The organism is Spirillospora sp. NPDC048823, assembly GCF_043198445.1.
GTDB lineage: Bacteria > Actinomycetota > Actinomycetes > Streptosporangiales > Streptosporangiaceae > Spirillospora.
On the sequence record NZ_JBICUT010000005.1, the window covers coordinates 346,604 to 358,939 of the forward strand.

The following is a 12,336-nucleotide window of genomic DNA, read 5'->3' on the forward strand; positions in this document are numbered from 1 at the left end:
TCGTGGTTCCTTCGTCGTGGGCCTAGTCGTCGGCGGCGAGGGACAGATAGACGTCGCCGTCCTCGACCTTGACCTTGTATGTGGCGACCGGCTGCGTGGCCGGCGGGTTGGTGGGCTTGCCGCTGCGCAGGTCGAAGCAGGACCCGTGCAGCCAGCACTCGATGGTGCCGTCGTAGACCTCGCCCTCGGCGAGGGAGACCTCGGCGTGCGAGCAGATGTCGTTGACGGCGTACACCTCGTCCCCGCTGCGCGCGAGGGCGACGGGAGTGTCGTCGACCTCGACGGCGATGGCCCCGTCGGCGGGGACCTCCGCCAGCGCGCACACCTTCACGTACGTCATCGGGTCTCCGCCCTCACATCCAGTTCCTCCTCGATCGCCTCGGTGACCTTGTCGCGCACCTCGGCGACCTCGATGCGCTGGATCAGCTGCCCGAGGAACCCCCGCACCACCATCCGGCGCGCCTCGTCGAAGGTGATGCCGCGCGCCTGCAGGTAGAACAGGTGCTCGTCGTCCAGCCGCCCGGACGCCGAGGCGTGTCCCGCGCCGGCGACCTCGCCGGTGAGGATCTCCAGGTTCGGGACGGAGTCGACCCGCGTTCCGTCGGTGAGGACGAGGTTGCGGTTCAGCTCGTAGGTGTCGGTGCCCTCGGCCTCCGCGCGGATGATCACGTCGCCGATCCAGACGGCGTGCGCGTCCTCGTCCTGCAGCGCGCCGCGGTAGTCGACGCGGCTGCGGCAGTGCGGGACCGTGTGGTCGACGAGCAGCCGGTGCTCCAGGTGCTGGCCGCCGTCGGCGAAGTACACCCCGTACAGCTCGGCGTCCCCGCCGGGCCCGGCGTAGGAGATCGACGGGGAGATCCGGACGACGTCGCCGCCGAGCGAGATGTTGTGCGAGACGAACCGGGCGTCGCGGCCGAGCCGGGCGTGCTGGTGGGACACGTGGACGCTGTCGTCCGACCAGTCCTGCAGGCTGATCACCGACAGGCGGGCCCCGTCGCCGACGACGAACTCGACGTTGTCGGCGTAGGTCGCCGACCCGCGGTGCGCCAGCACGACGGTGGCCTCGGCGAACGGCTCCACGATGACCGCGGTGTGACCGTAGGCGGCGGCGGAGGCGTCCTCGCCGCGCAGCCGCAGGATGGTCGGCGCCGAGGCGACGGCCTCCTTCGGGACGGTCACGACGGTGGCCTGGGCGAAGGCGTTCCACGCCTGCGCGCTGACCCGGTCGGCCGGCACGTAGGACTTGCCGAGGCGGGCGTCGTCGCGGCCGACGGTCTCGACCGTCACCTCCGGTGCCGCCTCCACCTCGACCAGCACCTTGCCGTGGGCTTCGGCGGTGCCGTTGTGCAGGCCGCGCAGGCGGCGCAGCGGTGTGAACCGCCACTCCTCCTCCCGGCCGGTCGGCACCTCGAAGTCGCCGAGGTCGTACGACGCCTTCTCGTGCAGCGTCGAGAGAGGCTTGGTGTCGAGCCCCATCAACCCACGGCTCCTTCCATCTGCAGCTCGATGAGCCGGTTCAGCTCAAGGGCGTACTCCATCGGCAGCTCGCGCGCGATCGGCTCGACGAACCCGCGCACGATCATCGCCATCGCCTCGTCCTCGGTGAGGCCGCGGCTCATCAGGTAGAACAGCTGCTGCTCCGACACCTTGGAGACGGTCGCCTCGTGGCCCATCTCCACGTCGTCCTCGCGGACGTCGACGTAGGGGTAGGTGTCGGACCGGCTGATCTGGTCGACCAGCAGCGCGTCGCACTTGACGGTGGACTTGCTGTGCTCGGCGCCCTCCTGGATCTGCACCAGGCCCCGGTAGGACGTGCGGCCTCCGCCGCGCGCCACCGACTTGGACACGATGCTGCTGGAGGTGTTCGGCGCGGCGTGCACCATCTTGGCGCCGGCGTCCTGGTGCTGGTCCTCGCCGGCGAACGCGATCGACAGGGTCTCGCCCTTGGCATGCTCGCCGAGCAGGTAGACCGCCGGGTACTTCATGGTGACCTTGGAGCCGATGTTGCCGTCGACCCACTCCATGGTGGCGCCCTCGTAGGCGACGGCGCGCTTGGTCACCAGGTTGTAGACGTTGTTGGACCAGTTCTGGATGGTCGTGTAGCGGACGCGGGCGTCCTTCTTGACGATGATCTCCACGACGGCGGAGTGCAGCGAGTCCGACTTGTAGATCGGCGCGGTACAGCCCTCGACGTAGTGGACGTAGGAGCCCTCGTCGGCGATGATCAGCGTCCGCTCGAACTGGCCCATGTTCTCGGTGTTGATCCGGAAGTAGGCCTGGAGCGGGATCTCCACGTGCACGCCCGGCGGGACGTACACGAACGAGCCGCCCGACCACACGGTGGTGTTGAGCGCGGCGAACTTGTTGTCGCCGACGGGGATCACCGAGCCGAAGTACTCCTGGAAGATCTCCGGGTGCTCGCGCAGGCCGGTGTCGGTGTCGACGAAGATGACGCCCTTCTCCTCAAGGTCCTCGCGGATCTTGTGGTAGACGACCTCCGACTCGTACTGCGCGGCGACGCCGGCGATGAGGCGCTGCTTCTCGGCCTCGGGGATGCCGAGCTTGTCGTAGGTGTTCTTGATGTCGTCGGGGAGTTCCTCCCACGACGTGGCCTGCTGCTCGGTGGAGCGCACGAAGTACTTGATGTTGTCGAAGTCGATGCCCGTCAGGTCGGAGCCCCAGGTGGGCATCGGCTTCTTGCTGAACAGCCGCAGCCCCTTCAGGCGCAGGTCGAGCATCCATTCGGGCTCGTTCTTCTTGCCCGAGATGTCGCGGACGACGTCCTCGTTCAGCCCGCGCCGCGCCGAGGCCCCCGCCTCGTCGGAGTCGGCCCAGCCGAACTTGTACCTGTCGAGCCCTTCAAGCTCAGGGTGGGCTGCAGTAGTCATAGGGAGATCCCTCCGGACTCCTCGTCACTGATCTCTGTTCGTTCGGGGGACGCCGCTCCCCGCTCGCCGTCTCCCGCGTCCCCGCCGGCGGCGGCGCCCGCGGCGGGATCAGCGGCCTCGCCCGCCCCGCTCAGCGAGCGGGAGCTGACGTGGGTGGTGCAGATCCCGTCGCCGTGCGCGATCGTGGCCAGCCGCTGGACGGGTGTGCCCAGCAGCCGGCTGAACGCCTCGGTCTCGGCCTCGCACAGCTGCGGGAACTCCGCCGCGACGTGCGCGACCGGGCAGTGGTGCTGGCACAGCTGTTCGCCGCCGCCCGGCTGCGGGGCCTTGGCCGCGGCGGCCGCGTACCCGTCGCCCGACAGCGCCTCGGCGAGCGTGCGGACACGCTGCTGGGGCGGAGCGTCCTGCACGACTGGCCGGTAGCGCCGCTCGAGGTCGGCGATCTGCCGCCGGGCGAACTCGGCGACCGCGTGGTCGCCGGCCGTCTCGGCGAGGAACCGCAGGGCGCCGGTCGCCAGGTCGTCGTAGGCGTGCACGAAGGCGCTGCGCCCGGCGTCGGTGATGGCGAACCACTTGGCGGGACGTCCCCGCCCGCGCCGGGTCTGCGTCGCCCGCGCCTTGCGCACCTCGATCATGCCCTCGGCCAGCAGCGCGTCCAGGTGCCGCCGGATCGCGGCCGGCGTGAGGCCGACGCGCTCCCCCAGCGTGGACGCCGTGACCGGGCCGTGCTCAAGGATCAGCCGGGCCACCCGGGCGCGTGTGTCGCGCTCGGTGTGGGCGGCTCCGGACGGCATGCCGAGAGGCCGCGCGGCGGCGGCCTGGGCATGCGTCTGGTCCTCGCTCACGTATTTCACAACATCAGTGTGCCGTAATTCCTTCCCCCGAAACACCGGTTCGCCGATGTCTTAGCTCACGCAGGCAAGCCTTACCTAACCTGGACTTTCTCGTCCTGCCGGGGTGCGGCGCCGCGCGGCAGGACCAGCACCGGGCACGGCGCGGCCCGGACGATCTTGCCCGAGTTCCCCCCGAGGAAGACCTTGCGCAGCGGCCCGTCATGGCCGGACAGGCAGACCAGCACCTCGCCCGCAAGCATATCGACGCTGGCGAGGGCCTTCCCGACGCCCGTCCCGACGGCCGTCAGCCGCTCCACCGGCATCCCGCCGCCGAGCCGGCCGGCTGCTTGGCGGAGGTCCTCGTCGGCCTGGGCCACCTGCCGTTCCAGCACGCCCCCCGCGGTGTGGAACTTCGCCGCGAGCCCGGGCGGCCTCAGCACCAGCGTGAGCAGCCGCATCGGGAGCCCCAGCGACCCTGCGAACTCGGCGGCGGCGGCCAGCGGGCCCTCGACGTCGCGGCGCCGCCAGTACGCGACGGTCATCCGCTCGAGCCGCCTCGGTGACCGGTGGGGCGGGCCCGCGCCGGGATGATGCGGCGACTCGGCGGCGTATCCGCGCGGCGCGAGCATGACCGGTACGTGCGAACCGTGCAGGAGCTGGTCGGCGGTGCTTCCGAGGGTGATCCGCCCGCGCCGTCCGCGCGGCGCCGAGCCGGCCACGATGAGGTCGGCGCCGACCTTCCTGGCGGTCTCGATGAGACCGCGGCCGCTGCTCCGGTGGGCGTGGGAGCGCAGATCCACGTCCGGCCTCGGCACCTGCAGCTCGCCGAGCCGCACGGCGGCCTCGGCGAGGGCCTCGTCGGCCTGCCCCCTGAGGTAGGCGACCCATTCCGCGTCCACGCTGCCGGGGCCGCGGGCGGGCCAGGCGGGCGGGTGGACGTGCGCGACGGTCAGCGGCGCGTTCGCGCTCTTCGCGACCATGGCCGCCAGGACCAGCGCGTCCTCGCCGCGATCGTCGGGCGAGTAGCCGACCAGAACCCGCATGCCGGCCGTCTCCTTCATGGCGCTCGTCTCGCTCGCGCCGGTCGTCTCGCTCATGGCGGCCCCCTTCCCGGGGAGCCGGCCGCCAGGCGTGAACGTCGCCGTCCGTACAGGAAGTACGCGGCCAGCCCGACGAGGATCCACAGCAGGAAGACCGCCCACGTCACGCCGCCGAGGCCGACCATCAGGTACACGCAGAACGCGACGCCCAGCAGCGGCGTCGCCGGGAAGAGCGGAGTCCGGAAGCTGCGCGGCAGGTCGGGCCTGGTGCGGCGCAGCACGATGACGCCGATGCTGACCAGCGCGAACGCGAACAGCGTCCCGATGCTCGTGGCGTCCACCAGCCGGCCGAGCGGGATCACCGCGGCGAGGACCGCGATGAACAGCGCCACGATGGCCGTGTTGGCGACCGGCACCCGGCGCCCAGGGCTCACCTTCTGGAAGACCTGCGGGACGAGCCCGTCCCGCGACATCGCGAACAGGATGCGGGTCTGCCCGTACATGACGGTGAGCACGACGCTGGCGATGGCGATCACCGCCCCGAGCGACAGGACGATCGACGGCCAGGTCTGCCCGGTGGCCTCGTCCAGCACCCGCGCCAGCGACGCCTCCGCGCCGCTCAGGTCGAACTGCTCCCAGTGCATCGCGGCGACCGCGGCCAGCCCGACCAGCACGTAGATGACGGTCACGATGATCAGCGAGAGGATGATGGCGAGCGGCAGGTCGCGGCGCGGGTTCTTGGCCTCCTCGCCGGCGGTGGACGCCGCGTCGAAGCCGATGTAGGAGAAGAAGACCCTGGAGCCGGCCGCGCTGATGCCCGCCCAGCCCATCGGCGCGAACGGGCTGAGGTTCCGCGACCGGAACGCGGTGAAGGCGACCGCGCAGAAGAACAGCAGCACACCGATCTTGAGGAACACCATGATCGTGTTGGCGGTGGCGCTCTCGGACGCGCCGCGCAGCAGCAGGAGCGTGGCGAGCGCGACCACGATCACGGCCGGGATGTTGACGATCCCCCCTTCGCCGGGCGGGCTGCTGATCGCGGCCGGGATCGTGAACCCGAACGCGGCCTCGAAGAACGCGTTGAGATAGGAGCCCCAGCCGACGGAGACCGCCGACACCGAGACGGCGTACTCCAGCAGCAGGCACCAGCCGCAGACCCACGCGACCAGCTCGCCGAGGGTGGCGTAGGCGTAGGAGTACGACGAGCCGGCCACCGGGATCGTCCCGGCCAGCTCGGCGTAGGACAGCGCAGAGAACAGGGCGGTGACGGCGGCGAGGGCGAACGACAGCACGACCGCCGGGCCCGCCAGCGGCACCGCCTCGCCGAGCACCACGAAGATGCCGGTGCCGAGGGTGGCGCCGACGCTGATGAAGGTGAGCTGCAGGAGACTCAGCGACCGCTTCAGCTCGCCGCCCTCGCCCTCCCCGCCCTCGGCCACGATCCGGTCGACCGGCTTGGTCCGCAGGAGGCTGCGGGCGAAGGACTCCCGCGCGGTACCGGCGGTCACAGCGTGCTCGCCAGCGGCCAGGTCGCGTTGGGGGTGACGATCGTGCCGGCCGTCCCGTCGAGGATCGGCACGCACTGGTCGAGCAGCCCGATCGCGGCCATGTCGCCCGTCCGCTCGACGAAGCTCGCGGCGGCCTCGACCTTGGGGCCCATCGACCCGTCGGGGAAGTCCTCGGCCCTCAGCTCGTGCGGGGTCGTGTGGGTGATCGCCTGCTGGTCCGGGGTTCCGAAGTTCCGCATCACATTGGGGACGTCGGTGAGGATCAGCAGCGCGTCCGCGTCCATGCTCTCGGCCAGGACGGACGCGGTGAGATCCTTGTCGATCACCGCCTCGACGCCCTGCAGCCGCCCGACGTCGTTGCGGAACACCGGGATGCCGCCGCCGCCCGCGCAGACCACGACCGTCCCGAGCCGCACCAGCTCCCTGATCAGCCGGGTCTCGATCACCCGCTGCGGCCGCGGGGACGGCACCACGCGGCGCCACAGGTCCCCGTCCCGCCGGACGGTCCACCCGTACTCGGCGGCGAGCTTGTCCGCCTCGTCCCGGTCGTAGACCTGGCCGACGAACTTGGTCGGGTTCTCGAACGCCGGGTCCACCGCCGACACCAGCGTCTGGTTGATCATCGCCATCACCTGGCGGCCGGGCAGCGCGTTCTGCAGCGCCTGCAGCATCCAGTAGCCGATCATGCCCTGGGTCTCGGCGCCGACGGTGTCCAGCGGATACGGCCGGGTCAGGCCCGGGTCGTTGACGCTCTCCAGCGACAGCACCCCGACCTGCGGCCCGTTCCCGTGCGTGATGATCAGCTCGTGCCGCTCGGCGAGCGGCGCCAGCGACCGCACCGCCCGGTCGACGTTGGCGCGCTGCGGTTCCGCGTCGGGCGTCTCACCCCGCTTGACCAGCGCGTTCCCTCCGAGCGCTACGACCACGCGCATGTCTGCTCCCCCGTCCCTGCTCAGCCGATGGCCGCCGTCACGCGTCCCGCTGGATCGGGCAGGTCATGCAGCGCGGGCCGCCGCGACCCCGGCCCAGCTCGCTGCCGCGGATGGTGATGACGTCGATCCCGTTCGCGCTCAGATGATTGTTGCTGGTCGCGTTGCGCTCATAGGCGACGACCACGCCCGGCGAGACGGCCAGGAGGTTGTTGCCGTCGTCCCACTGCTCGCGTTCGGCGGCGAACACGTCCTGCGCCGGGGTGAGCACCTTGACGCCGTCCAGGCCGAGGGCCGCCGCGATCGCCCGGTACATGTCCTCCGGAGGATGGTCGGTGATCTTCAGTTCCTTCTCGGTGTCGCCCGGCTCGATGGTGTGCGACGGCAGCAGGCCCAGCCCCCCGTAGGTGGTGAACACGCCGTGGTCGACCATCGTCATGACCGTGTCCAGGTGCATGAACGCCCGTTTCCGCGGCATCCGCAGCGCGACGATCCGGGAGCAGGAACCGGCGGCGAACAGCGACTGGGCGAGCATCTCCACCGCCTGCGGCTGCGTCCGCTCGCTCATCCCGACCAGGACGGCCCCGTTCCCGATGACCAGGACGTCGCCGCCCTCCAGCGTCGCCGGCGCCATCGTCATGCCCCGGTTCCACACGTGGTACCCGCCCGTCCCGGGGCGGTCGTAGCCGCCCGCGAACAGCGGGTGCCACCGGTAGATCGCCTCCATGTTCACCGTCTCGCGCATCCGGGCCTTCTTGCGCATGGTGTTGATCGAGACGCCGTCGTAGATCCAGCAGGACGTGTCGCGGGTGAACAGGTGGTTGGGCAGCGGCGGCAGGACGAACCCGTCCGGCCCGATCGAGTGGAACGCGATGGACGCCGGCTCGGGCATCCGCTCCAGCATCTCCCGCTTGGTGATCCCGCCGACGAGGAACGCGACCAGATCCTCCAGGTCCATGGAGTCGAAGCAGTTGCGGATCGCGTCCGTGGCGATCGGGCCGAACCAGTGCGGGTCGACGACGGCGTCGAGGATGTGCTTGCGCGGCTCGGGGTTCTCGATCGTCTCGCGCAGCAGGTCGAGCAGCAGGTACGTCCGGACGCCCTGCGAACGCAGCACGTCCTCGAACTCCTCGTGCTCCTCGACCGCCCGCCTGACCCACAGCACGTCGTCGAACAGCAGGCCGGCGGCGTTGGACGGGGTGAGCCGCTTCAGCGACAGCTCCGGCCGGTGCAGCAGGACCCCCCGCAGCCGGCCGACCTCCGAATCGACGTGGAACGGCATCCCCACCTCCGTCCGGGCCCGGCCACGGCACCGAAGCCCCCGGTCGCCGGGGGCGGCCCGGCGACAGGCGGTCAATTCCCCGGCTCACGGGCGCGAAACTGGGCCGGTTCCGCCCCGCCACCGGATCGGCGTTCACCCCGCGGCTTTACCGGATCTTCACGGGCCGCACCGGCTGGACCCGGCGCGGGGCGGTCGTCCCCCGGTTCTAAACTCGTCACCATGACACCCCCCGGAGACGGCGCCGTCGAGCTGGATTCGCTCGTCAAGCGCTACGGCGCGGCGACCGCCGTGGACGGCCTGTCGCTCAGCGCCGCCCGGGGCGCGGTCACCGCGCTGCTCGGGCCCAACGGCGCCGGCAAGACCACCACGATCGAGATCTGCGAGGGGTTCCGGCGCGCCGACTCCGGCACCGTCCGCGTCCTCGGCCTCGACCCCGTCGCACGCGGGCGCGCGCTGAAGCCGAGGGTGGGCGTGATGCCGCAGTCCGGAGGCGTGCCCGGGACGGCCCGCGCAGGCGAGTTCCTGGGGCTCGTCGCGTCGTTTCACGCGACGCCGCTCGATCCGTCCGCCCTGCTGGAACGGCTCGGCCTGACCGAGCACGCCCGCACCCCGTTCCGGCGGATGTCGGGCGGCCAGCAGCAGCGCCTCTCCCTGGCCGTCGCCGTCGTCGGGCGGCCCGAGCTGGTCTTCCTCGACGAGCCCACCACCGGGCTCGACCCGCAGGCCAGGCACGCCACCTGGCGGCTCATCGAGGAACTGCGGGCCGCGGGTGTCTCGGTGGTCCTCACCACGCACAACATGGAGGAGGCCGAGCGCCTCTCCGACCACGTCGTCATCGTCGACCACGGCAGGGTCGTCGCCGAGGGCGCCCCCGAGGAGCTGACCGGCACCGAGCGCCAGCTGCGCTTCCGCGCCCGCCCCGGCCTCGGCCTGGAGGAGCTGCTGTCGGCGCTGCCCGCCGGCTGCGCCGCCAAGGAGTCGCCCGCCGGGCACTACCTGATCGAGGCGGACGTGCGGCCCGAGCTGCTGGCCACCGTCACCGCCTGGTGCGCCTCCCACGGCGTCATGGCCGAGGACCTGCGGATCGAGCGCCGCACCCTGGAGGACGTCTTCCTGGAGCTGACCGGACGGGAGCTGCGTTCGTGACCATCCCGCACAAGGCCGCACCCCACGGCCCCGCGCCGCTGGACTTCACCCCGGCGCCGGCCGCCGTCCCCCTGCCGCGGATGATCCTGTCCCAGGCCGGTTACGAGTTCCGCACGACGCTGCGCAACGGCGAGCAGCTGCTGCTGACGCTGATCATCCCGGTGGTGCTGCTGTTCCTGTTCAGCGCCACGTCCCTGCTGGACCTCGGTGACGGCCGCCGCGTCGACTTCCTCACGCCCGGCATCCTCGCGCTCGCGGTGATGTCCACGGCGTTCACCGGCCAGGCGATCGGGACCGGGTTCGAGCGGCGCTACGGCGTCCTCAAGCGGCTCGGCGCCACACCGCTGCCGCGCGGCGGCCTCATCGCCGCCAAGACCCTCACCGTGATCGCCGTCGAGGCGGTGCAGGCGGCCGTGATCTGCGGCATGGCGCTGACGCTCGGCTGGCAGCCGCACGGCGATCCCCTCTCCGTCATCGTCCTGCTGCTGCTCGGCACGGCCGCCTTCAGCGGGTTCGGCCTGCTCATGGCCGGGACGCTGCGCGCCGAGGCCACCCTCGCAGCCGCGAACCTCGTGTACATCCTGCTGCTGGCCGCCGGCGGTGTCGTCTTCCCGTTGGAGGAGTTCCCCGGCCCGGTCCGTGACGTCCTCGGACTGCTGCCCATCTCGGCGCTCGCGGAGGGCCTGCGCGACGTCCTGCGCGACGGCGCGGCCCTGCCCGGCGGTCCCCTGCTCGTGCTCGGGGTGTGGGCCGCCGCGGGGCTCGCCCTCGCCGCTCGATTCTTCAAATGGGAGTAGTGGATGGCGCTCGCTGAGGCCCCCGGCGCGCGCGGCGGCGCGTCCCGGGCCATCGGCCGTGCCCGGTTCCTGTCGCTGGGGTCGGTGCCGCCGCCCGCGCTGATCCTGTTCGGGATCATCTCCGTGCAGACCGGGGCGGGCCTGGCCAAGCACCTGTTCGACCGGATGCCTCCGAGCGTCGTCGTGACGATCCGGCTGCTGACCTCGGCGATCGTGCTGGGGTTCCTCGCGCGCAAGGCGCTGCGGACCATCCTGCGCGACCACTCCCGCTCCAGCCTCGCCATCGCCGCCGGTTTCGGGCTGGCGCTGGCACTGATGAACTTCTCCATCTACCAGTCGTTCTCGCGGATCCCGCTCGGCGTGGCGGTGACCATCGAGTTCCTCGGGCCGCTGACGGTGGCGATCGGCGCGTCCCGGCGTCCCCGGGACGGGCTGTGGGCCCTCCTGGCGGGCGCGGGCGTCCTCCTGCTGGCCAGGGGCGGCACCGGCTCCCTCGACCCCGTCGGCATCGCGTTCGCGCTCCTGGCCGGGGCGTGCTGGGCCGCCTACATCCTGCTCACCGCCGCCACCGGCAAGCGGTTCTCCGGCTCCACCGGCCTCGCGCTGGCCAGCATCGTCGGGACGGCCGCCATGCTGCCGATCGGCGTCGCGTCCGCCGGCCCCGCCGTGCTCGACCCGCAGCTGCTGCTGATCGGCCTCGGCGTCGGGCTGCTGTCGTCGGTGATCCCCTACTCGCTGGAGCTGGAGGCGCTGCGGCGGATGCCGGCCCGCGTCTTCGGCGTCCTGATGAGCCTGGAACCCGCCGTCGCCGCCCTGGTCGGGATGGCGCTGCTCGGCGAGATCCTCACCGGACGGCAGTGGGTCGCGATCTGCTGTGTCATCGTCGCCTGTGCGGGCGCGACCCGCGGACAGAAGGACCCGCCCGAGGCGCCGGAGGCATGAGCGGTGCGTGAGAGTGGCAGGTGCGTGTGGCAGCGTGGAAGGATCGGAGCGCGAGGGTCGCCAGCGAGGGGAGAGGAGCCGCCGTGATCGGCCGGACCGAGGATCAGGGGATACCGCCCGAGTTCTTCGAGGCGGGGTCGGCGTCGTTCGTCGACATCCTGCGCCTCCACTCCCCCGAGTTGCTACCCGTCAACCGGGTCCCGCACGCCGGTGACGTTCCGGAGCTTCCGCACGGCACCACCGTCCTGGCGCTGACGTTCCCGGGCGGGGTCATGATGGCCGGCGACCGGCGCGCCACCCAGGGCAACCGCATCGCCTACCGCGAGCTGGACAAGGTGCAGCGCGGCGACGAGTACTCCGCCGTCGCGTTCGCGGGGACGGTCGGGCTGGCGCTGGAGATGGTCCGGCTGTTCCAGGTCGAGCTGGAGCACTACGAGAAGATGGAGACGGTCCCGCTGTCGCTGCCGGGCAAGGCCCGCCGCCTCGGCGCCGTCATCCAGGCCAACCTCGCCCAGGCGCTGCAGGGGCTCGCCGTCGTCCCGCTGCTCACCGGGTACGACCCCGACACCGGCGAGGGGCGGATCTACACCTACGACATCACCGGCTCCCCGCAGGAGGCCCGCGACTACCACGCGGACGGCTCGGGCTCCCCGTACGCGCTGGGCGCCCTGAAGAAGCTGTACCGGCGCGACCTCTCCCTGGAGGACGCCGCCGCGGTCTGCGTCCAGGCCCTCTACGACGCGGCCGACGACGACACCGCCACCGGCGGGCCCGACCCGGCGCGGCGCATCTACCCGACGATCGCGGTCGTCACCGACGACGGGTACCGGCGCCTGCCCGAGGACGAGGTGTCCGCGATCGCCGGCGAGGTCGTCCGGGGACGGATGGACAACCCCGGCGGCCCCCTGGCTCCGCTGCGGTGACCATGCCCGGGGTCATGCCTGTGATCACGCCGCTGATCATCGGGAACG

Annotated in this window: 12 protein-coding genes; 4 read left to right on the forward strand and 8 right to left on the reverse strand. The window is 71.9% G+C overall.

The features are described from left to right. Positions 1–22: 22 nt before the first annotated feature. From ACGFK0_RS15070 to ACGFK0_RS15105, 8 genes are all read right to left on the reverse strand, one after another. Positions 23–340: a non-heme iron oxygenase ferredoxin subunit gene (locus ACGFK0_RS15070; protein ID WP_392904881.1), complete on the reverse strand. Its 318-nt coding sequence runs from the start codon at positions 338–340 to the stop codon at positions 23–25. Then, a complete protein-coding gene (sufD, locus tag ACGFK0_RS15075) occupies positions 337–1,476 on the reverse strand; it encodes a Fe-S cluster assembly protein SufD (protein WP_392904883.1) in 1,140 nt (379 codons plus the stop codon). Before sufD ends, ACGFK0_RS15070 begins: the two co-directional genes overlap by 4 nt. Further along, entirely contained in the window at positions 1,476–2,888 is a 1,413-nt protein-coding gene (sufB, locus tag ACGFK0_RS15080) for a Fe-S cluster assembly protein SufB (protein ID WP_392904885.1), read from the reverse strand. Before sufB ends, sufD begins: the two co-directional genes overlap by 1 nt. Continuing rightward, a complete protein-coding gene (locus ACGFK0_RS15085) occupies positions 2,885–3,733 on the reverse strand; it encodes a helix-turn-helix transcriptional regulator (RefSeq protein ID WP_392905137.1) in 849 nt (282 codons plus the stop codon). The genes sufB and ACGFK0_RS15085 overlap by 4 nt, the downstream gene beginning before the upstream one ends. An 80-nt stretch (positions 3,734–3,813) precedes the next feature. Beyond that, on the reverse strand, positions 3,814–4,818 hold the full coding sequence (locus ACGFK0_RS15090) for a universal stress protein (protein WP_392904888.1): 1,005 nt from the start codon (positions 4,816–4,818) through the stop codon (positions 3,814–3,816). Then, a complete protein-coding gene (locus tag ACGFK0_RS15095) occupies positions 4,815–6,269 on the reverse strand; it encodes an amino acid permease (protein ID WP_392904890.1) in 1,455 nt (484 codons plus the stop codon). Before ACGFK0_RS15095 ends, ACGFK0_RS15090 begins: the two co-directional genes overlap by 4 nt. Next, complete coding sequence (arcC, locus tag ACGFK0_RS15100) at positions 6,266–7,201, reverse strand: carbamate kinase (protein ID WP_392904892.1); 936 nt, start codon at positions 7,199–7,201, stop codon at positions 6,266–6,268. Before arcC ends, ACGFK0_RS15095 begins: the two co-directional genes overlap by 4 nt. A gap of 37 nt (positions 7,202–7,238) precedes the next feature. Next, positions 7,239–8,480 carry an arginine deiminase gene (locus tag ACGFK0_RS15105; protein ID WP_392904895.1) on the reverse strand — a complete coding sequence of 414 codons (1,242 nt, stop codon included), beginning with the start codon at positions 8,478–8,480 and terminating at the stop codon, positions 7,239–7,241. 219 nt (positions 8,481–8,699) lie between these two features. Between ACGFK0_RS15105 and ACGFK0_RS15110 the strand changes: the two genes are divergently transcribed. From ACGFK0_RS15110 to prcB, 4 genes are all read left to right on the forward strand, one after another. After that, positions 8,700–9,626 (forward strand): ABC transporter ATP-binding protein, encoded by a 927-nt coding sequence (locus tag ACGFK0_RS15110; protein WP_392904898.1) that lies wholly within the window; start codon positions 8,700–8,702, stop codon positions 9,624–9,626. Between the two features lie 80 nt (positions 9,627–9,706). Beyond that, positions 9,707–10,423 (forward strand): ABC transporter permease, encoded by a 717-nt coding sequence (locus tag ACGFK0_RS15115; RefSeq protein WP_392905141.1) that lies wholly within the window; start codon positions 9,707–9,709, stop codon positions 10,421–10,423. Between the two features lie 3 nt (positions 10,424–10,426). After that, positions 10,427–11,365 (forward strand): DMT family transporter, encoded by a 939-nt coding sequence (locus ACGFK0_RS15120; protein WP_392904900.1) that lies wholly within the window; start codon positions 10,427–10,429, stop codon positions 11,363–11,365. Between the two features lie 83 nt (positions 11,366–11,448). Further along, positions 11,449–12,288, forward strand: coding sequence for a proteasome subunit beta (gene prcB, locus ACGFK0_RS15125; protein ID WP_392904903.1), 840 nt, complete (start codon positions 11,449–11,451; stop codon positions 12,286–12,288). The last annotated feature ends 48 nt before the right edge of the window (positions 12,289–12,336 follow it).